Origin of the sequence: Bradyrhizobium sediminis (genome assembly GCF_018736085.1) — a bacterium.
Lineage (GTDB): Bacteria > Pseudomonadota > Alphaproteobacteria > Rhizobiales > Xanthobacteraceae > Bradyrhizobium > Bradyrhizobium sediminis.
This window is the reverse complement of record NZ_CP076134.1, coordinates 4,187,973-4,207,169: the sequence shown is the minus strand read 5'-3', so window position 1 is coordinate 4,207,169 and position 19,197 is coordinate 4,187,973. Positions and strand designations below refer to the sequence as shown.

Genomic DNA, 19,197 nt, shown 5'->3' with positions numbered 1-19,197 from the left:
ACTTGCATCCGCTACTTGCATTTGTGCTGCGCCGGGCTGGGATTGCCGTTGGCGGTGAAGTTGCCGTCCTTGATGGTGTATTCTTCCTTCGCATTGCGGTTGTACATCGCCCGTATCGTCCCGTCGGGCTGTTTCATCACGCCGAATTCACGGGTCACTTTCAGCTTCGAGAATGAAACCCGCAGATGCAGCATGCCGTTGTCGGAAACCATGGCGCTCAGCACTTTATTTTCATCCTTGGCGTCACCGAAGTCGCGCTTGTGCACGAGGTGGCCGTCCGGCTTGACTTCATAGACGAGCAGGGTGCCCTGGCCCTGGCCGGGAGGGACTGAACAGTCCAGCGCCCATGACCCGATCAATCCCCATTCGCGTGCGGCCTGGGCTGCCGATTCCGCGGATGCGTTGAATGTGAGCGGCAAGCCAAACAGCAATGCCAGCGTCAATCGACACCAATGCCGATTCATATTCCGCCCCCGCCTTCGTGAGACCAAGGGAGCTTAACACTTCGATGTCGCCGCGCAACGCGCCGATGGCATGTGCAGGCGATTTGATCCGCGTCAATGCGGCCGCCCGGGCGCCTGGGCGACCATGCCGGCCGTAAGGGCTGAACCGTGGCAAACAGCGAACCCCAGATTCGGGCGAAAGCGCCCTCCGGCTTTGCCGCGCAGGCGGCAGCGCCCGGCGAAGCATTCGGGCGTTCGGAAAGCGAATTTCTCGTCCAGCTCGGCGAACGCGTGCGCGACACGCGCATGCTCCGAGGGATGTCGCGCCGGGAACTCGCCCGCAGGTCCGGCATTTCCGAGCGGTATATTGCCCAGATCGAGGTCGGCAAGGGCAACGTGTCGATCATGCTGCTGCTCCGGATCGCGCAAGCGTTCCGCAGCGGCCAATAGCCGCCGAGGAAAGGAATTCGATGGGACAGCTCGTTCTTGCCGCCAAGGTCAGCCACGTCCCGTCGCTGATGCTATCCGAGGCCGAGGGTAGTCCGCTCAAGTCGGCGCGGGCGGGCGCGGTGCGGGCGCTGCGCGAACTCGGCCGCCGCGCCAAGGACCGCCGCGTCTCGACCTTCGTGGTGTTCGATACGCACTGGCTGTCGAATTTCGGCTACCACATCAATGCCAATCCGCACCATCAGGGGTCGTTCACCAGCCACGAAGCCCCGCAGATGATCCAGGATTTGCGCTACGACCTGCCGGGAGATACCGCGCTCGCCGAGGCGATCGCGAAAGAGGCCGGCGAGGCCGGCCTCAATGTCATCGCCCACAAGGTCGCAAGCCTCGGGCTCGAATACGGCACCATCGTGCCGATGCACTACATGAACCCCGACGGCTGGGCCAAGGTGGTCTCGGTCGCCTCGCCGCTGTTCACCTCGCTGGAGGAGAGCCGCCTTCTTGGTGAGGCGACGCGGCGCGCGATCGAACGGTCAGGCGAACGGGTGGCGGTTCTCGCCAGCGGATCGCTGTCGCACCGGCTCTGGCCCAACAAGCAGCTCGGGCCGGAGGCGTGGACGTCGGTGGCGAGCGAATTCAACCGTCAGGTCGATCTGCGCGTGCTCGAGCTGTGGCAGCAGCGCCGCTATCGCGAGTTCATCGACATGCTCCCGGACTACGCCGTCAAGTGCAACGGCGAGGGCGGCATGGCCGATACTATCATGCTGTTTGCAGCACTCGGCTGGGACGGTTTTCACGGCGCCGCCGAGCAGCTCTGCGACTACTTTCCGTCCAGCGGCAGCGGTCAGGTCAACGTCGAGTTTCACGTCGACGGATGATCCGGGTCGGGCTGTGCCCGCCCCGCCGGCGACAGCACGTCCGCGGTCACGTCCTCGACATGATGCAATAGAAAGATCAGGATGCCATCCCTGTCGTGAATCGGCGAATTGACCGGTTGCCAGTAACGCTCGACGAATTCACCGTCGGGATCGCGGATATCGTAGCGCTGGATCGCCATGGCGTGTGCCTGGCCGGTCTTCACCACCGTCCGCAGCGAGGTGTAGAGATTGCTGACGCCGTCGGCGAGCGCGTCGTCGGGGTTGTCCGGAAAGATCTCGAACAGCGAGCGGCCGACCACGTCCTCGCGTCTGGTGAAAGTGGCCTGGGCATAGGCGTCGTTGATGTCGACGATCAGCAGGCCGGGCGCCGGATCGAGCAGCATGTAGGGATGCGACGACGCTTCAAATTCGGGTTGAAACTGCTGTCTGATTCCATTTGCGTCGCCGTTCCGCCGCCGGCGCGCTTCGAGCGGCGATTCCTCTGCGCCGAACTCCGTCGATTCCAGCATCGCGAGATCGCGCCGCGCGGACTTCAGCAGGCCGTCAAGCGTTCGGCGCAGGGCAGGGTCCGTCGCCTCTGCTAGAAGTTTCTGAAAATGAGCGATGTTTTGTTCGCAAATGAACCTTTGCATCCTCCGACCTCCAACCGAAGCCGCAGTCCGAGTGCTGCGGCGATCGCCGTCTTGTCGAAAGAAGACATTTTGCCTCAGGAGGCCTATGCCGCACAAGCGCGCAAATTGAGGGGCAGGCAGGCTGCAATCGCAGTTGCGCGATCTCGGAACCGTGTTCCGATCAGGCGCGAACCTGCTTCTCCACATTGGCAATTCGCGCCGGGACGCCGAATTCCTTGCGGCAGACTTCGGCCAGCACCGCTACGCCCTCGCGGATCTGCTCGTGCGAGGGACTGGCGAAGCACAGCCGCAACCGGCTGCCGGCATAGGCCTTGTCGGTCGACCATTCCGGCCCGGGATTGATGGCGACGCCGGCGGCAAGTGCGGCCTGGTACAGCTTCAGCGTATCGACGTTGTCGGGCAGTTTCACCCACAGGAAGATGCCGCCCTTGGGGTCTTCGAATTCAGCCGCGGTGCCGAACTGCTCGTTGAGCGCCTCCATCAGCGTGTCGAGCTTGGCGCGCAGGCCGCGCGCCAGCTTCGGCACATGCGCGGCGAAATGTGGCGTGCAATATTCCGCCAGCACCATCTGCTCGAGCGCGCCGGAACCGGCGTCGGTCTTCAGCGCCAGCATCCGCGACAGGATCGCCCAGGGCGCAACGATGAAGCCGACCCGCAGCGCCGGCGCAATCGATTTCGAGAACGAGCCGATGTGAATCACGCCGCCGGTCTTGCTCATGGCGTAGAGCGCGGGCGGGCGCTTGCCGTCCCAGACCAGGTCGGCGTAGCAATCGTCCTCGAAAACCGGCACGCCATATTGCTGCGACAGTTTGAGAAGTTCGGCGCGGCGCGATTCCGGCATGATGGTGGCGGTCGGGTTCTGCACGGTGGGGATGGTGTAGATGTATTTCGGCGTGATGCCTTTGCTCTTGAGGTCGGCCAGCGCCTTCTCCAGCGCGTCCATCCGCATTCCCTGATCGTCGAGCGGAATGCCGACGATGTTGACGCCGAGCCGGGTCAGCCGGTTGATCGCCCCTTGATAGGTGTCCTGCTCGATGATGACGGTATCGCCGCGCGCCAGCAGCGTGGCGTTGACGAGATCGAGCGCCTGCAGCGAGCCGGAGACGATCAGGATGTCGTCGGCGGTGCAGTCGATGCCGGCGTCGCGCTTGAGTTTTTTGGTGAGGAATTCGCGCAGCGGCCGGTAGCCCTGCGGGCCGCTGGCCAGCCCGTAGGTGGCAAGCGTTTGGCCCTCGCGCCTGAGCACCGCGTTGACGGCGCCGATCAGGCCTTCGACCGGAACCTGGTCGGGATCGTTGTTGCCGCCGACGAAACTGTATTTCGCCAGTCCGGTCCACCTCGCGGCCGGCGCCGGCAATCCCGCCGGAAGCAATGGTGCGAAGTCGAATTGCGCTGCGGTCATGGACGTCATCCCCGTTTGATTTTCTTGCTTGAGGGGCCCGGATGCCCGGGCTTCGATGGCAGGCTAGTTCCTGCCGATCACCTTTACAGGCCGGCCCTGGGTCGTAAAGGCGTAATGCCCGCTGCCGATGCTGCCGACCATCAGCGCCTCGATCACGGGTTCGGCGATCTCGCCGGACGCGGCCCAGTCCACCACGAAATTGGCCCCGGTGCCGCCGCGGATGTCGGTGGTGGGAACGAACACCTCGACGGTCGAGAACGGCTTCAGCGCCACCGGGGCCTTGAGGTGGCTTTCCACCAGCTTGCCCGCGGTGTCGAAATAGGCGATTCGCCGCAGCACCAGCGGCCTCGTTTCCGAGGCGTTGTGGATGCTCAGCGTCACCGAGAAATCCGCGCGCAACTTGCCCTGGCTCATCGACACGCTGGAATAGACCGGAACATAGAACGCACCCGACACGACGAGGCCTTCGGTGGGCATCGCGGTCAGGGAACTCGCAAAAGTCTGCTCGATGCTGGCCGCCTGGGCGTGCGCGGCAGGCGCGCAAGGCATCGACAGCAAGGCCAGAATCGCCAAAAGAACGTATCCCGTCCGGATGTGACACATTGCTTGTTTGACCTTCAAGCTCCTGCCTTTAGGTTGCGGCGAGGGGAGGTCCTTAGTCATGCATGAGCTTATTCGCGATATCACCTTATGCATCCTGTTCGCCTGGGGGCTCGGGCTTCTCGCCCATTTCTTCCGCCAGCCGCTGATCCTCGCCTACCTTATCGCCGGCTTCTTCATTGGTCCATTCGGGATGGGCTGGGTCAAGTCGCAGGAATCGATCACCGTCATCTCCGAACTCGGCCTGATTTTCATGCTGTTCATGATCGGGCTGGAAATCGACCTCAAGAAGATCGTGCGCGCCGGCCGGGTGATCCTGTTCGCCGCCGGCGGGCAGCTGGTCGGCGGCTGCGTGCTCGGCATCGCCTTCTTCATGGGCATTGGGCTCGCGATGGGCGGCGGCGGTTTCGATGCGCTGTATCTTACCATCGCCTGCGCGCTTTCCTCCACCGTCATCATCGTCAAGGTGCTGTACGAAAAGCGCGAGCTCGACACGCTGCCCGGACGCATCACGCTCGGCGTGCTGGTGCTGCAGGACATCTTCGCCATCCTGTTCCTGGCGGTGCAGCCGAGCCTCGCCAATCTCCAGGTCAGCGTGATCCTGCTGTCGGTCGGCCGGGTCGGCGTGCTGGTGGCGACCGCGCTGGTGCTGAGCCGCTACGTCCTGCCGCGGCTGTTCCACCAGATCGCGCGCCGCCCCGAACTGATCCTGCTCGGCGCGCTGGCATGGTGCTTCCTGATCGGCGAGATCGCCGAGCAACTGCATTTGTCGCGCGAAATGGGATCGCTGGTGGCGGGCGTCTCGCTCTCGACCTTTCCCTATGCGCTCGACGTCACCGCCAAGGTCACGACCTTGCGCGATTTCTTCATCACGCTGTTCTTCGTCGCATTGGGCATGACGATCCCGATTCCGAACATGTCGGTGATCGGGCTGGCGCTGGTGATCGCGGCCTTCACGGTGGTGAGCCGCGTGGTGACGACGTTCGCGCCGCTCTATCTGATGAAGCAGGGCCTGCGCGCCAGCCTGCTGCCGGCGCTCAATTTGGCGCAGATCAGCGAATTCTCGTTGGTGGTGATCCAGACCGGCGTTGCCGCCGGGCACATCCAGACCCAGACCGCGAGCGCGGCCTCTTTCGCCTTCGTGGTGCTGGCGGTGCTCTCCACCTTCGTGATCATGCGCAGCGACCAGATCACGCGGTTTGCGATCGGCCCCTTGAAGCGGATCGGCCTGCGCGATCTCGACCACGGCCATGCGCACGACGCCGGCCACGACGACGGCGGCCACGGCGAGGCGCGGCGGATCGTGATCCTCGGCTTTTTTCGTGCCGCCAGCGCGCTTTTGAGCGAGATCGGACGCCAGAACGAATCCCTGCTCGATCAGATCAGCGTGGTCGACTTCAATCCGAATGTGTTCCGCACCCTGGCGGATCGCGGCCTGCACGTGATCTACGGCGATATCAGCAACGTCGATACCCTGGTGCATGCCGGCGTCGGCAAGGCGGAACTCATCATCCTGAGCGTGCCCGACTCGCTCCTGAAGGGCGCCAACAACGAAAAGCTGGTCCGGCACGTGCGTGCGCTCAACCCGACCGCCAAGATCGTCGCCACCGCCGATCTGTTGTCCGACGTCGGGGATCTCTACGCCGCCGGCGCGGACTATGTGACCGTCACCCGGATTACCGATGCCCACGAACTCTACGCGGTGATCGAGGCCGCCGACGCCGGCCTCCTGGAAGACAAGCGCGCCGAGATCGATGCGCAGCTCGCCGAACGCAAGGAAGTGCTGCCGTAAGCGCCTCCGTGCTACGCTATCAGGCGCCCGCGGCCTGCCGGGATCGCCGCTATCCGGCACCCCTGCAGCGCCGTTCTGCCCTGCGTAATGATGCTGGCGCGGCGTTCCGAGTCCGGCTAATGCTGCCCGGCACGAAGTGAGAGACTTTGAGAATATGGCCGACCCGATCCAGGAAGTACTGCATGCCTTCGCCCACGGCGAGCTCGTCGTCGTCACCGACGACGAAGACCGCGAAGGCGAGGGCGATCTGATCGTCGCAGCGTCGCTGTGCACCGCCGACAAGATGGCGTTCATCATCCGCCACACCTCCGGTATCGTCTGCGCGCCGATCACCACCGAGGACGCGCGCCGGCTGCGGCTCGATCCGATGGTGGCGCACAACGAATCCGCCCACACCACCGCGTTCACGGTGTCGATCGACTACAAGCCCGACAACGGCACCGGCATTTCGGCCGACGAGCGCGCCTCCTGCTGCCGCGCGCTGGCCAATCCGAACGTCGGCGCCAATGATTTTGCCCGGCCCGGCCATATTTTTCCGCTGATCGCCCGCGACGGCGGCGTGCTGCTGCGCTCCGGCCATACCGAGGCCGCGGTCGACCTGTGCAAGCTCTCGGGGCTGCCGCCGGTCGGCGTCATCAGCGAGCTGATGAACGACGACGGCACGGTCATGAAGGGCGAGCAGGTCGCCAAATTCGCAGCCAGCCACAAGCTCAAGCATGTCACCATCGCCGACATGATCGCCTACCGCCAGGCGCGCGAGAAACTGATCGAGCGGGTTTCGACCTTCACGACCGACAGCCCGATCGGACCGCTGCAGGGCTACGCCTATCGCTCGCCGTTCGATTCCATCGCCCATGTCGCTTTCGTCTATAACGGCGTCGGCGACGGCAAGAACGTGCTGACGCGGTTTCACAAGCCCAATATCGTCAAGGACATCTTCACCGGGCCGAAGCGCATGCAGGCGGTGCTGGAGCATTTCAGGAAGAACGGCAGCGGCGTGCTGATCTACCTGCGCGATGGCGCGGCCGGCGTTCCGGTCTCGCCGCTCCCGGAGGAGAAGTCGGCGGAAGCCGACCGCAACCGGCAATGGCGCGAGGTCGGCGTCGGCGCGCAGATCCTGCGCGATCTCGGCGTCACCTCGATCCGTCACCTGACGTCGTCGGTGCACGACTACAAGGGACTGTCCGGTTTCGGGATCGAGATCCTCTCCAACGAACAGCTTGAAGGCTAAACGCGGCCGCGCTGTCATTCCGGGATGGTCCGAAGGACCAGACCCGGAATCTCGAGATTCCGGGTTCGCGCTGCGCTCGCCCCGGAATGACGTCAAGGACCAATCCAATTGCGCTTGACCCCATAGCGCTCTATTTTGGCTGGCAAATTCGCAAGGATCGAAAGGAACTTTCATGAGCGTGCGCCCCCAGGCCAAGGACAAGCCGGCTTCGGTCGAATTCCAGTGGGACGATCCGTTCATGCTCGACGAGCAGCTCACCGAAGACGAGCGCATGATCCGCGACACCGCGCGCGCCTATGCGCAGGACAAGCTCTTGCCGCGCATCACCAAGGCCTATCTCGAAGAGAAGACCGACCGCGAGATTTTCAACGAGATGGGTGAGCTCGGCCTGATCGGTATCACGCTGCCGGAGGAATATGGCTGCGCCAACGCGAGCTACGTGGCCTATGGCCTGGTGGCGCGCGAGATCGAACGCGTCGATTCCGGCTATCGCTCGATGAACTCCGTGCAGTCGTCGCTGGTGATGCACCCGATCTACGCCTATGGCGACGAGAACCAGCGCAAGAAGTACCTGCCCAAGCTCGCCACCGGCGAATGGGTCGGCTGCTTCGGCCTGACCGAGCCGGATGCCGGCTCCGATCCCGGCGGCATGAAGACCCGCGCCGAGAAGACCTCGGACGGCTACCGGCTGACCGGTTCCAAGATGTGGATTTCCAACGCGCCGATCGCCGACGTGTTCGTGGTGTGGGCCAAGTCGACCGCCCACGACAACCAGATCCGCGGCTTCATTCTCGAGAAGGGCATGAAGGGCCTGTCGGCGCCGAAGATCGGCGGCAAGCTCTCGCTTCGCGCCTCCATCACCGGCGAGATCGTGATGGAAGGCGTCGAGGTGCCGGAGAGCGCGCTGTTGCCCAATGTATCGGGCCTGAAGGGGCCGTTCGGCTGCCTCAACCGCGCCCGCTACGGCATTTCCTGGGGCGTGATGGGGGCTGCGGAAGACTGCATGGCGCGCGCGCGGCAATACACGCTCGACCGCAAGCAGTTCAACCGGCCCTTGGCGGCGACGCAACTGGTGCAGAAGAAGCTCGCGGACATGCAGACCGAGATCGCGCTCGGCCTGCAGGGCAGCCTGCGGGTCGGCCGGCTGATGGACGAAGGCAAGATGGCGCCGGAGATGATCTCGATCGTCAAGCGCAACAATTGCGGCAAGGCGCTCGACATCGCCAGGATGTCCCGCGACATGCACGGCGGCAACGGGATCCAGATCGAATATCACGTGATGCGCCACACCGCGAACCTGGAAACCGTCAACACCTATGAAGGCACCCACGATGTCCACGCCCTGATCCTGGGCCGCGCGATCACGGGCATTCAGGCGTTTTCGTAGGATCAACTGCCGTCATTCCGGGGCGCGTCGAAGACGCGAACCCGGAATCTCGAGCCGCATCATTCTACCCGTCGAGATTCCCCGATGTGCAATTGCACATCTTAGGTCTGGCCCTTCGGGCCATCCCGGAATGACGTGAGAGCAGGCATCCCCCATGGCCGACAACGACGACATCCCGTTCAACCGCGATTTCCCGCTCAGGCCCGGCGTGGTCGAGGAAGTCCGTCCCGGCGTGCGCCGCGTGCTCTGCGACAATCCGAGCCCGTTCACCTTCACCGGCACCGTCAGTTACATCGTGGGCAAGGGCAATGTCGCGATCATCGATCCCGGCCCCGCCGACGAAGCCCATGCGGCGGCGCTGCTGGACGCCGTGCGCAACGAGACCGTGACGCATATCCTGGTCACCCATACCCACCGCGACCACTCGCCGAACACGGCAAGGATCAAGGCGGCGACCGGCGCCACCGTCTATGCCGAGGGGCCGCACCGCGCCTCGCGGCCGCGCTTCGAGAGCGAGAAGCACAGTCCGGAATCCGGCGCCGATCGCGACTTCCGGCCGGATGTCGAGGTGAAGGACCGCGATGTGATCGAAGGTTCGGGCTGGCAGCTCGAGGCGGTAGCGACGCCGGGCCATACCGCCAATCACCTGGCGTTCGCCTGGGCGGAGCGTGGAATCAATTTCGTCGGTGATCACGTGATGGGCTGGTCGACCTCGATCGTGGCGCCGCCGGACGGATCGATGATCGATTACATGGCCTCGCTCGACCGGCTGGCGGAGCGGAGCGAGGATCTCTACTTCTCCGGCCACGGCCCGGAAATCCCGGAAGCCCAGCGCTATGTGCGTTTCCTGACCAGGCATCGCCAGGGGCGCGAAGCTTCCATTCTGCATCGCCTCGCCAAGGGCGAGGCCGACATCCCGACCATCGTGCGCGCGGTCTATATCGGCATCGACCCGCGGCTGACGAATGCGGCCGGCTATTCCGTGCTGGCGCATCTGGAAGATCTGGTCGGCCGCGGCATCGTCGCGACCGACGGCGACCCGGTGATCGGGGGAAGCTATCGGATGGCGTGAAGCGCGAATAGCGAATGGCGAGTGGCGAATAGGGAAGGGAGCCCGTCTGTGGCTCCTCTTTCGCTACTCGCCATTCGCTATTCGCCTCTTCTCATTCGCCATTCGCCCCTTCACTTCTTCACCGTCTTGCCCTGCGGCTTCGCCGGCGCCTGCGGTTTCTTCACTACGGGCTTGGCGTTGTCGACGGCGCTGTTGATGTCCTCGATCAGCTTGGCGATGCGCGCGGCGTTGCTGCCGAGATCGCTCTCGAAATAGCGCGACGAGGAGCGGATATCGACGCGCGAGCCCTCGCCGTCGGGGGTGATGCGGATCGAGACGTCCTCGCGGAATCCCATGATCGGCGTCCGCGCCACCGCCTCGATGCGGCCGATGCGGCGCGGCGGCTGCGGCGCGCGTTCGTCGATCACGAGCCATTTGCGCTTGGTGACGAGCGCCAGCGTGACCTCAAAGGCCCGCTGCGCCGGAACCTCGAGTTCGACGGTCTCGATATCGGGATAGGCCAGCCGTTGCTGTTCGGCGGAATAGAGACCGGCATAGACCGCGGTATTGGCGCCTTCGCCGGTGCGCAACCGCGCCAGCGCTTCGAAGCGCGGCGGATCGATCGGATCGGTGGTGATGTCGTGGATCGGCGGCAGCTTGCGGTATTGCAGGCCGAGATAGGCCGGGTAGGCCAGCACCAGCGCGTCGATCAGGAACGCCAGCAGGATGCGGCTCATGCCGCGCGATCCATTCTGCCAGATCGCGACGAAGGCGGCGAAGCCCGTCAGGATGGAAAGCCCGGCGCAGGCCAGCGCACCGAAGAACGTCGCCAGCGCCGGTCTCACCTCGAGGAAGCCGAAGCGGACGATCAGGATCGAAACCAGCACCGCGACGACCGAGAACACCGCAAGGTTGCGCGCCCATGTGGCGAGGCTGGATACGGGCTCCGACTGGTAGGGAGCGGAAAACCTGCGGGCCATGGCTCGGAAATCTGCCGGGTTTGAAGCCTTGCCGGGCAAAATCGCGCCGGGCTGCACACTGGTCCGCTTGAGACCACGGACTAACGGCAAATTCAAGGGAGGATTGGGCTGGGGCCCTTGCTTCCCTCTCCCCTTGTGGGAGAGGGTGGACGCGACGCAAAGCGTTGCGGACGGGTGAGGGGTCTGTCTCCGCGGATGCAAACCCCTCATCCGGGCGCGGACTGCGCACAGCCGATGCAAAGCATCGGCGTCCATCTGAAGGACGGCGGCCAAAGGCCACCTACGGCCACCTTCTCCCACAGGGGGAGAAGGAAATAGGATCCCCTACGCCGCGGCGTTGGGGAAACGGTAGCTCTTGAACTGGTCGCGCAGCGCGGTCTTCAGGATCTTGCCCGTTGCCGTGTGCGGAATGCCGTCGACGAAGGCGACGTCATCCGGCATCCACCATTTGGCGATCTTGCCGTCCATGAACTTCAGGATGTCCTCGCGCGTCGCGGTCTGGCCCTGCTTGAGCTGCACGATCAGCAGCGGACGCTCATCCCATTTCGGGTGATAGACGCCGATCACGGCGGCTTCCGCCACCGCGGGATGTCCGACCGCGAGGTTTTCGAGGTCGATCGACGAGATCCACTCGCCGCCGGACTTGATCACGTCCTTGGAACGGTCGGTGATCCGCATGTAGCCGTGCGCGTCGATGGTGGCGACGTCGCCGGTGTCGAAATAGCCTTCCTCGTCGAGGATGCTGGAGTCGAGCCGGAAATAGGCTTTCGCCACCGCGGGACCGGAGACCTTGAGCCGTCCGAAGGTCTTGCCGTCCCACGGCAGTTCCTTGCCGGCGTCGTCGGTGATCTTCATCTCGACGCCGAACGGCGGGTAGCCCTGGGTCTGCAGAATATCGAGCCGCTCCTCGCCGGTGAGTTTGTCGAACGGCGGCTTCAGCGTGGCGAGCGTGCCGATCGGGCTCATTTCGGTCATGCCCCAGGCGTGGCGTACCTTCACGCCCATGTCGACGAACGACTTGATCATCGTGCGCGGCATTGCCGATCCGCCGCACACCACCATTCGCAGATGAGGCAGCTTGAGATCGCCTGCAGCCATATGGTTGAGCAGCATCAGCCACACCGTCGGAACGCCGGCGGTATGCGTCACCTTCTCGGTATCCAGCAGCTCATAGACCGAGGCGCCGTCGAGCTTGGCGCCGGGCATCACCAGCTTGGTGCCCATCGAGGGCGCCGAGAATGCGATGCCCCAGCTGTTGGCATGGAACAGCGGAACCACCGGCAGCATGGTGTCGGCAGCGTTGGCGCCCAGCGAGTCGCCGTTGTTGGCCATCAGTGCGTGCAGCACGTTGGAACGATGCGAATACAGCACGCCCTTGGGATCGCCTGTGGTGCCCGAAGTGTAGCACATCGCGGCGGCGGTGTTTTCGTCGAAATTCTTCCACTCGAACTTGCCGTCGGCTTGCGCAATCCAGTCTTCGTAGGCGACCGCGTTCTTCAGCGTGGTCTGCGGCATGTGCGCCTTATCGGTCAGCACGACGTAACGTTCGACGCTCAGCAGCTGGCCCGCGATCTTTTCTAGGATCGGCACGAAGGTGATGTCGGTCATCACCACGCGGTCCTGGGCGTGGTTGATGATCCAGGCGATCTGGTCGGGGAACAGCCGAGGATTGACGGTATGGCAGATCGCACCGATGCCCATGATGCCGTACCAGGCTTCCAGATGGCGCCAGGTGTTCCATGCGATGGTGGCGACCCGGTCGCCGAGCTTGATGCCGTCGTGTTCCAGCCGTTGCGAGACTTTCAGCGCACGGGCATGAATTTCGGCGTAATTGGTCCGATGAATGGGGCCTTCGACCGACCGCGTTACGACTTCCTGTGTGCCGTGATACTTCGCCGCATGCTCGATAATCCGGTGACAAAGCAAAGGCCAATCTTGCATCAATCCGAGCATACGAACGTCCCTCCTGATCGTTATTGTCTCGCCCGAGACCTGCCCGGATACGGGCGGCTTGGCGATAAGTTGCTGCGCTCTTCATATTTTACCGCGCGATCGGACGCAAAACCGGTTCCCAGGTTTGCTGGTCGCGCTATGGGTTCTCATGAACTGTAGCGCGGAGAAATCAAGCCGCAAATGGCCTTATGGCGTCTTTGGTGGCAAGGAAGCGGCAATGGTTACCGTTGCCGCGGTCCTGCTGCTGCTCGGCGCGCCAGTCGAGCCGGCGGCGGCCCGCAAGGCCGGGCAGGACCCATGGGGCGACCTGTTCGGGCAGGGCAAGCCGAAGCTGCGCGGAGCCATGCTCCCCGGCGCCGTCCCGCTGCCGCGGCCGCGCCCGGCCGAGGCGCCCAGGGATTCCAACAAGGTAGATACCGACAAGCCCGGGCCCGAACAGCCCGCGGCCGACAAGCCGGCGTCCGCCGGCCCCGACAAGGCCGCCGAACCACCGGCGCCGCCGCCGCCCTCGGCCTGCCGGCTGGCGCTGACGGAGGCGATCGCGATCGCCCCCAGCATCCCCGACATCAACGGCGCCGGTGGCTGCGGCGGCGAAGACCTGGTGCGGCTGGAGGCCGTGGTGCTGCCGGACAAGCGCAAGGTCACCGTGAAGCCCGCGGCGATCCTGCGCTGCCCCATGGCGTCGGCGATCGCCGACTGGATCCGCACCGACATGGCGCCGCTGGCGGCCAGCCTCGGCAGCACGGTCAGCGATCTCGACAATTTCGACTCCTTCGAGTGCCGCGGCCGCAACCGCGTGGTTGGCGCCAGGCTGTCGGAGCACGGCCGCGCCAACGCGCTCGACGTGCGCTCCCTGAAATTGGCCAATGGCCAATCGATCTCGCTGACCGATCGCACGGTGCCGCGGGAGCTGCGCGAGAACGTGCTGCGTTCGGTCTGCACGCGGTTCGCCACCGTGCTGGGGCCGGGCTCGGACTGGTACCACGAGGACCACATCCATCTCGACCTCGCGGCGCGAAACAACAATTACAGGATCTGCCAGTGGAACGTGTGGGATCCGCTGCCGCAGGTGGCTCCGCTGCTGCCGGCCGAACGGCCGGAGGAAGCTCCGCCGCGCGAAGGGAGGGCGAATAGCGAGTAGTGAATAGTGAATGGGGAAAGAAGGTTCGGCCAACGTTGCTTTGAGTCTAACTATTCTCTACTCGCTATTCGCCACTCCCTATTCGCCAAGAAAGCCGCCAACAAGAAAGCGCCGATAGAGCGTTTTCAAGCGAAGTGGATACCGGTTCGCGTGAAGAAAACGCGTCAAGACAAAAAGACGGAGCCCCGTTCCGATTCAATCGGAACGGGGCTCTAGAACCGGCGCTTTCGGTATTGCCATGGACGGGGCGATTAATGCGTCGTGGCCTGGCCCCCGCCCTGCAGCGCCATCTTCGAATTGTACGGCGAGTCGCCCTGCTTCGGAGCCAGCACCACCACGATGGTGCCTTGCTTGACCCGGCTGTAGAGGTCGATGACGTCCTCGTTGGTCATGCGAATGCAGCCTGAGGAAATCGATGCGCCGATATATTCCGGCTGGTTGGTGCCGTGAATCCGGAACAGCGTGTCGCGGTTGCCCTGGTACAGATAGAGTGCGCGGGCTCCGAGCGGATTGTCGACGCCGCCGGGCACCGACGCGGGCAGGCCTTCGATGCGCTTGTGGATGTCAGCGGTGGGAGTCCATTTCGGCCATTCCGCCATGTTGCCGACGCGCGCAATGCCTGAGAAGGCCAGCGCTTCCTCGCCCACGGTGATGCCGTACCGGATCGCCTTGCCGCCGTCCTGCACCAGGTAAAGATAGTGGTTGTCGGAATCGACCACGATGGAGCCCGGTTGCTCGCGGCGGTGGTAATCGACGATGGCGCGGCGGAACGGCTCGGCGACCGCCCCCTTGGCGTAACGCGCCTTGGCCAGCTGGGCCTTGTCCGCAGGCTTGAGGGTGGCCTCCGGGGCGGCCTGGTAGGTCGTGGCCTGCATGCAGCCGGACAGCATCAGGCCGGCGGCCAGGATCCCCAATTTTGCCCTTAGCGACGACATCTGCAGTTCCAATCGAAGGTCTCGCGATCGCGCGCGCCAACATTGCGCCTGAAACGCCACAAATCCATTAAATGCATTATCGCCGAAATCGACCATAATTCCAGCATTTACATGGCTGTTCGGCGCTGCGGCAGGCTGGATGTGTCTTTTCTGCCGCAAATCTTGCAGGGGCGGCTGGCGCCGGACGGTCGCCGCTTGGCGCCGTCATCCCGCCGCTGACCGATCGCGCCAGCCGGGCCGGAACCCCAGGACTGCGCCGTCAACAGGAAAGCGCCGGCAAAACCGGCGCTTGCTCAGTGCTTGAAGGTGATCGGTGGATCAGAAGGCGCTATTGCCGCCGCCCTGCAGCGCCATCTTCGAATTTTGCGGCGAGTCGCCCTGCTTCGGGTCCAGCACCACCACGATGGTGCCTTGCTTGACCCGGCTGTAGAGGTCGATGACGTCCTCGTTGGTCATGCGAATGCAGCCGGAGGAAATCGATGCGCCGATATATTCCGGCTGGTTGGTGCCATGAATCCGGAACAGCGTGTCACGGTTGCCCTGGTACAAATAGAGCGCGCGGGCTCCGAGCGGATTGTCGACGCCGCCGGGCACCGACGCGGGCAGGCCTTCGATGCGCTTGTGGATGTCAGCGGTAGGAGTCCATTTCGGCCATTCCGCCATGTTGCCGACGCGCGCAATGCCGGAGAAGGCCAGCGCTTCCTCGCCCACGGTGATGCCGTACCGGATCGCCTTGCCGCCGTCCTGCACCAGATAAAGATAGTGGTTGTCGGAATCGACCACGATCGAGCCCGGCTGCTCGCGGCGGTGGTAATCGACGATGGCGCGGCGGAACGGCTCGGCGACCGCGACCTTCTCGTAGCGTGCCTTGGCCAGTTGGGTCTTGTCCGCAGGCTTGAGGGTGGCCTCCGGGGCGGCCTGGTAGGTCGTGGCCTGCATGCAGCCAGACAGCATCAGGCCGGCGGCCAGGATTCCCAATTTTGCCCTTAGCGACGACATCTGCAGTTCCAATCGAAGTCTCGCGCCCGAACGCCAACATTGCGGCCCAAACGCCACGATTCCATTCAGGGCAGTATCGGCGAAATCGTCCATAATTCCCAGCGCTTGGATGCCTGTTCCGCGCTGCAGCGCGTGGGCTGTGTCTTTCTTGCCGCAACTTTTCCGTTTTCCGGCTGAATTTTGGGCAGGGGCGCCCCGTTGCCAAATCCTCGCCACGGTGCCGCCACCCCGTCGCCGCAAATGCGGTTATCCGCCCGTCATGAAGCGCTTGCTAGAATCGAGTTAAGTCCTGTTGGGTACTCATAGAAAGTGGGGGCCAAAACAGGCCCTCGCGGCCCGGTTCCGGAGTTGCTCATGTTCTCGGTGTTCGTTCCTGCCGAATCCTCGCTGAAAAAAGTCGCGGCTGCCGACGTCACGACGCTGCCTGAGAACGCGGTCTGGATCGACCTCGTGAAGCCGAGCGAGGCGGAGGACAGGGCGGTGGAGCGGCTGGCCGGGATCGCGGTGCCGACCCGGGAGGATATGCAGGAAATCGAGATTTCCAGCCGGCTCTATATCGAGAACGGCGCGCGCTACATGACGGCCACGCTGATGTGCGCGGCCGACACCGATAATCCCCGTACCACGGCGGTGACCTTCATCCTCGCCAACCATCTTCTCGTGACCGTGCGCTATGACGAGCCGAGGCCGTTCCTGCTGGTGGAAAACAAGCTGGCGCGTTCCTGTCCGGGCGGGATCACCGGCGAAATAGTGCTGATGGAGTTGCTGGACGCCGTGATCGACCGCAATGCCGACATTCTGGAGCGCGCCGGCGGCGACATGGACTCGATCAGCCACGATGTTTTCGAGCCCCAGGGGGGAGCGCGCACCGGCCAGGCCAAGCGCTATTCCGACATCCTGATCGCGATCGGCCGCAAGGGCGATTTGACCTCCAAGGTGCGCGAGAGCCTGGTCTCGATCGGGCGGGTGGTGACCTTCGTCGCCGCCGCGACCGAAGGCGTCAAATGGTCGAAGGACATGCGCGAGCAGCTCAAGACCATGCAGCGCGACGTCACCTCGCTGACCGATCATGCCAGCTACCTCTCCAACAAGATAACCTTCGTGCTCGATGCCATGCTCGGCGTCGTCAATCTCGAGCAGAACAACATCATCAAGCTGTTCTCGGTGATGGCGGTGGTCTTGATGCCGCCGACCCTGATTGCCTCGGTCTACGGCATGAATTTCAAGATGATGCCGGAGCTGGAATGGGTCCACGGCTACCCGATGGCGCTGGCCATGATGCTGCTCGCCGCGGTCGGGCCGTACTTCTTTTTCAAATGGAAGAAGTGGCTGTAGTCACCGAGGTATTAAGGCGTCCGCCCGTCTTCCTTGCCTTTCATGCACTTGCGGAAAACCAGGGAACCCGCCTCATTTGCTCCGCTAAAATTTGAGCGTTGCGCTGAACGTTTGCGCGAGAGCTTTCTGCAATAACGCTGTCACAAGCCGCGAGGACAGCCATGGTTGAGAAAGTCATAACGTCACCCCCCAACGTCGTGAATTTCGCGCGCTATCGGATTGGCCGCAACGCCGCGGGCAAGGCGCCGGCGATCTCGGCGCGGCTCTGCCGCTATTGCGGCGCGGCGCTGGCGGAGGGGGAGCGCGAGGATGAATGCTCCAGCGCCTTCAACGTCGAGGACGCCAGCCTGCGCTGGCAGGCCGCGCAAATTTTGCGCGGATTGATTTGATAGGGCTGCGATACCGAGCAGCCGCGCCCACCGACCCCTCATCCCCGCGCGAGCGCAACTGCGCTCGCGCGGGGATGAGGCCGGAGCCCTACACGTGCTGGCCGCCGTTGATGTGGATCTCGGCGCCGTTCACATAGGACGACGTTTCCGTGCACAGCACGTAGATGATCTTCGCCACCTCGTCCGGTGTGCCGAGCCGGCGCAGCGGGATCTGCTGCTCGACGATCTTCTCGGTGCCCGGCGACAGGATCGAGGTGTCGATTTCGCCCGGCGCGATCGAATTGACGCGGACGCCGTGGCGGCCGAAATCCGACGCCATCTCGCGCGTCAGCGAGGCCAGCGCCGCCTTCGAGGTCGCATAGGCGGCGCCCGCGAACGGATGCACGCGGGAGCCGGCGATCGAGGTGACGTTCACCACCGAGCCCTTGACGGCCTTCAGTTCCTCGATCAGCCCGCGCGCCATCATGATCGGGGCGAAGAAATTGACCCTGAATACGTGGCTCCAGGTCTCGATGTCGGTATCGATCGAGCCGAGCCGGGCGCCGCCCGCGGCCTTGGGCGAAATCGCGGCGTTGTTGACCAGCGCGTGCAGCTCTCCGCCTTCCAGCCGTTGGCGGATTTCCGAAATCGCCCGCGTGGTGTCGTCGTGGTCGGCGAGGTCGACCTGGATGTGATCCTCGGGTCCCGCATCCCACGGGCAATCTTCGGGGAACGGATGCCGCGAGCAGGTGATGACGCGCCAGCCGGCTGAGGAAAAGCGGATCACGGTGGCGTGCCCGATGCCGCGGCTGGCGCCGGTCAGGAGCAGCGTGCGCCGCGGGCCGTGGTTGGTCGAACTGGCCATGGAGGTCCTTCAGACTCTGGAATTCACGGATAAAGCCGCGTCTTGGACCATGGCTGGCCTGGCGCCGCGCGGTCGAATTCGATGCGATCGTGCAGCCGGAACGGCCGGTCGTGCCAGAATTCGAACCGCGCCGGCTCGATGCGCCAGCCGCTCCAGCCCGGCGGGCGCGGCACCTCGCCGACGAGGTGCCTGGCCGCCACCTTGGCGATCGCCTGCTCGAAGGCAAAGCGGCTTTCCAGCGGCTGCGACTGCTTGCTGGCCCAGGCGCCGATCTGGGCCTGCCTCGGCCGGGTCGCGAAATAGGCGTCGGCTTCCGCTTCCGTCACCGGCGACACCTTGCCGCGGATGCGGACCTGCCGGCGCAGCGACTTCCAGTGAAAAAGTAAAGCCGCCTTAGGATTTGCGGCGAGTTCGCGGCCTTTTTGACTGGCGATGTGGCTGTAGAAGACAAAACCGTCGGCATCGTAGCCTTTCATCAGCACCATCCGCACGTCGGGCAGCCCGTCGGCGTCGACGGTCGCCAGCGCCATCGCGTTGGGATCGTTCGGCTCGGCCTTCACGGCTTCCGCGAACCAGTCGCCGAACAGCGCGAACGGCTCCTCCGCCGCGGTGAAATCACCTGATGTTAACGGTGTCGGGTGTTTGATGGAGGTCGTGTCGGTCATGCCAGGAGTTCCGAGTTGCGTCCGCCCGCGTCCGAGAGCGCGTTGCAGTCCCGGTGTAGGCTCGCCCTATATAGGACATGGGAACGCATTGGC

The 19,197-nt window shown here is 64.1% G+C and carries 19 protein-coding genes; 9 read left to right on the top strand and 10 right to left on the bottom strand.

Translation table 11 applies throughout. The features are described from left to right. Positions 1–11: 11 nt before the first annotated feature. On the bottom strand, positions 12–464 hold the full coding sequence (locus tag KMZ29_RS20180; RefSeq protein ID WP_215620870.1) for a hypothetical protein: 453 nt from the start codon (positions 462–464) through the stop codon (positions 12–14). Positions 465–611: 147 nt separating this feature from the next. On the opposite strand from KMZ29_RS20180, the gene KMZ29_RS26800 reads away from it, so the two are divergent. Continuing rightward, positions 612–893, top strand: a complete 282-nt coding sequence (locus tag KMZ29_RS26800) for a helix-turn-helix domain-containing protein (protein ID WP_249779741.1) — start codon at positions 612–614, stop codon at positions 891–893. Between the two features lie 20 nt (positions 894–913). After that, entirely contained in the window at positions 914–1,768 is an 855-nt protein-coding gene (gene hpaD, locus KMZ29_RS20170) for a 3,4-dihydroxyphenylacetate 2,3-dioxygenase (RefSeq protein WP_215620869.1), read from the top strand. Here hpaD and KMZ29_RS20165 read toward each other — a convergent pair. From KMZ29_RS20165 to KMZ29_RS20155, 3 genes are all read right to left on the bottom strand, one after another. Then, positions 1,753–2,277: a PAS domain-containing protein gene (locus KMZ29_RS20165; protein ID WP_249779740.1), complete on the bottom strand. Its 525-nt coding sequence runs from the start codon at positions 2,275–2,277 to the stop codon at positions 1,753–1,755. The genes hpaD and KMZ29_RS20165 overlap by 16 nt on opposite strands. A 283-nt stretch (positions 2,278–2,560) precedes the next feature. Then, entirely contained in the window at positions 2,561–3,802 is a 1,242-nt protein-coding gene (locus tag KMZ29_RS20160; protein WP_215620867.1) for an aminotransferase-like domain-containing protein, read from the bottom strand. A gap of 63 nt (positions 3,803–3,865) precedes the next feature. Further along, the gene (locus KMZ29_RS20155) at positions 3,866–4,405 is read right to left on the bottom strand and encodes a DUF3124 domain-containing protein (protein WP_369810144.1); all 540 of its coding nucleotides are present in this window, start codon (positions 4,403–4,405) and stop codon (positions 3,866–3,868) included. A gap of 58 nt (positions 4,406–4,463) precedes the next feature. On the opposite strand from KMZ29_RS20155, the gene KMZ29_RS20150 reads away from it, so the two are divergent. The 4 genes from KMZ29_RS20150 (at position 4,464) to KMZ29_RS20135 (ending at position 9,884) form a co-directional block, all read left to right on the top strand. Continuing rightward, positions 4,464–6,194 carry a cation:proton antiporter gene (locus KMZ29_RS20150; protein WP_215620865.1) on the top strand — a complete coding sequence of 577 codons (1,731 nt, stop codon included), beginning with the start codon at positions 4,464–4,466 and terminating at the stop codon, positions 6,192–6,194. Between the two features lie 154 nt (positions 6,195–6,348). Then, on the top strand, positions 6,349–7,425 hold the full coding sequence (gene ribB, locus KMZ29_RS20145) for a 3,4-dihydroxy-2-butanone-4-phosphate synthase (protein WP_215615289.1): 1,077 nt from the start codon (positions 6,349–6,351) through the stop codon (positions 7,423–7,425). A gap of 172 nt (positions 7,426–7,597) precedes the next feature. Beyond that, positions 7,598–8,812: an acyl-CoA dehydrogenase gene (locus tag KMZ29_RS20140; protein WP_215620864.1), complete on the top strand. Its 1,215-nt coding sequence runs from the start codon at positions 7,598–7,600 to the stop codon at positions 8,810–8,812. A 154-nt stretch (positions 8,813–8,966) separates the two neighbouring features. Then, positions 8,967–9,884 (top strand): MBL fold metallo-hydrolase, encoded by a 918-nt coding sequence (locus KMZ29_RS20135; RefSeq protein ID WP_215620863.1) that lies wholly within the window; start codon positions 8,967–8,969, stop codon positions 9,882–9,884. Positions 9,885–9,994: 110 nt separating this feature from the next. On the opposite strand, the gene KMZ29_RS20130 is transcribed toward KMZ29_RS20135, so the two are convergent. Continuing rightward, positions 9,995–10,843, bottom strand: coding sequence for a DUF1499 domain-containing protein (locus tag KMZ29_RS20130; protein WP_215620862.1), 849 nt, complete (start codon positions 10,841–10,843; stop codon positions 9,995–9,997). A 324-nt stretch (positions 10,844–11,167) separates the two neighbouring features. Next, positions 11,168–12,796 carry a fatty-acid--CoA ligase gene (locus KMZ29_RS20125; protein ID WP_215620861.1) on the bottom strand — a complete coding sequence of 543 codons (1,629 nt, stop codon included), beginning with the start codon at positions 12,794–12,796 and terminating at the stop codon, positions 11,168–11,170. Between the two features lie 148 nt (positions 12,797–12,944). Between KMZ29_RS20125 and KMZ29_RS20120 the strand changes: the two genes are divergently transcribed. Then, positions 12,945–13,937, top strand: a complete 993-nt coding sequence (locus KMZ29_RS20120) for an extensin family protein (RefSeq protein ID WP_215620860.1) — start codon at positions 12,945–12,947, stop codon at positions 13,935–13,937. 251 nt (positions 13,938–14,188) lie between these two features. On the opposite strand, the gene KMZ29_RS20115 is transcribed toward KMZ29_RS20120, so the two are convergent. Next, positions 14,189–14,872, bottom strand: a complete 684-nt coding sequence (locus KMZ29_RS20115) for a L,D-transpeptidase (RefSeq protein WP_215620859.1) — start codon at positions 14,870–14,872, stop codon at positions 14,189–14,191. A 318-nt stretch (positions 14,873–15,190) separates the two neighbouring features. Further along, entirely contained in the window at positions 15,191–15,871 is a 681-nt protein-coding gene (locus KMZ29_RS20110; RefSeq protein WP_215620858.1) for a L,D-transpeptidase, read from the bottom strand. 354 nt (positions 15,872–16,225) lie between these two features. Between KMZ29_RS20110 and KMZ29_RS20105 the strand changes: the two genes are divergently transcribed. After that, positions 16,226–17,206: a magnesium transporter CorA family protein gene (locus KMZ29_RS20105; RefSeq protein WP_215620857.1), complete on the top strand. Its 981-nt coding sequence runs from the start codon at positions 16,226–16,228 to the stop codon at positions 17,204–17,206. A 161-nt stretch (positions 17,207–17,367) separates the two neighbouring features. Then, positions 17,368–17,595 (top strand): hypothetical protein, encoded by a 228-nt coding sequence (locus KMZ29_RS20100; protein ID WP_215620856.1) that lies wholly within the window; start codon positions 17,368–17,370, stop codon positions 17,593–17,595. Positions 17,596–17,683: 88 nt separating this feature from the next. Here KMZ29_RS20100 and KMZ29_RS20095 read toward each other — a convergent pair whose 3' ends face one another. Both KMZ29_RS20095 and pdxH read right to left on the bottom strand, forming a co-directional pair. Further along, entirely contained in the window at positions 17,684–18,439 is a 756-nt protein-coding gene (locus tag KMZ29_RS20095; RefSeq protein WP_215603009.1) for an SDR family NAD(P)-dependent oxidoreductase, read from the bottom strand. A gap of 23 nt (positions 18,440–18,462) precedes the next feature. Next, complete coding sequence (gene pdxH, locus KMZ29_RS20090) at positions 18,463–19,104, bottom strand: pyridoxamine 5'-phosphate oxidase (protein ID WP_215620855.1); 642 nt, start codon at positions 19,102–19,104, stop codon at positions 18,463–18,465. Between the last annotated feature and the right edge of the window lie 93 nt (positions 19,105–19,197).

Bases quoted from the DNA above. Each gene is read 5' to 3' on its own strand.
- KMZ29_RS20155 (WP_369810144.1), bottom strand. From the start codon at position 4,405: ATGTGTCACATCCGGACGGGATACGTTCTTTTGGCGATTCTGGCCTTG.
- KMZ29_RS20135 (WP_215620863.1), top strand. From the start codon at position 8,967: ATGGCCGACAACGACGACATCCCGTTCAACCGCGATTTCCCGCTCAGG.
- KMZ29_RS20130 (WP_215620862.1), bottom strand. From the start codon at position 10,843: ATGGCCCGCAGGTTTTCCGCTCCCTACCAGTCGGAGCCCGTATCCAGC.
- KMZ29_RS20165 (WP_249779740.1), bottom strand. From the start codon at position 2,277: ATGCTGGAATCGACGGAGTTCGGCGCAGAGGAATCGCCGCTCGAAGCG.
- KMZ29_RS20110 (WP_215620858.1), bottom strand. From the start codon at position 15,871: ATGTCGTCGCTAAGGGCAAAATTGGGAATCCTGGCCGCCGGCCTGATG.
- KMZ29_RS20140 (WP_215620864.1), top strand. From the start codon at position 7,598: ATGAGCGTGCGCCCCCAGGCCAAGGACAAGCCGGCTTCGGTCGAATTC.
- KMZ29_RS20125 (WP_215620861.1), bottom strand. From the start codon at position 12,796: ATGCTCGGATTGATGCAAGATTGGCCTTTGCTTTGTCACCGGATTATC.
- KMZ29_RS20100 (WP_215620856.1), top strand. From the start codon at position 17,368: ATGGTTGAGAAAGTCATAACGTCACCCCCCAACGTCGTGAATTTCGCG.
- KMZ29_RS20105 (WP_215620857.1), top strand. From the start codon at position 16,226: ATGTTCTCGGTGTTCGTTCCTGCCGAATCCTCGCTGAAAAAAGTCGCG.
- KMZ29_RS20150 (WP_215620865.1), top strand. From the start codon at position 4,464: ATGCATGAGCTTATTCGCGATATCACCTTATGCATCCTGTTCGCCTGG.
- KMZ29_RS20095 (WP_215603009.1), bottom strand. From the start codon at position 18,439: ATGGCCAGTTCGACCAACCACGGCCCGCGGCGCACGCTGCTCCTGACC.
- KMZ29_RS20120 (WP_215620860.1), top strand. From the start codon at position 12,945: ATGAACTGTAGCGCGGAGAAATCAAGCCGCAAATGGCCTTATGGCGTC.
- KMZ29_RS20180 (WP_215620870.1), bottom strand. From the start codon at position 464: ATGAATCGGCATTGGTGTCGATTGACGCTGGCATTGCTGTTTGGCTTG.
- ribB (WP_215615289.1), top strand. From the start codon at position 6,349: ATGGCCGACCCGATCCAGGAAGTACTGCATGCCTTCGCCCACGGCGAG.
- hpaD (WP_215620869.1), top strand. From the start codon at position 914: ATGGGACAGCTCGTTCTTGCCGCCAAGGTCAGCCACGTCCCGTCGCTG.
- KMZ29_RS20160 (WP_215620867.1), bottom strand. From the start codon at position 3,802: ATGACCGCAGCGCAATTCGACTTCGCACCATTGCTTCCGGCGGGATTG.
- pdxH (WP_215620855.1), bottom strand. From the start codon at position 19,104: ATGACCGACACGACCTCCATCAAACACCCGACACCGTTAACATCAGGT.
- KMZ29_RS20115 (WP_215620859.1), bottom strand. From the start codon at position 14,872: ATGTCGTCGCTAAGGGCAAAATTGGGGATCCTGGCCGCCGGCCTGATG.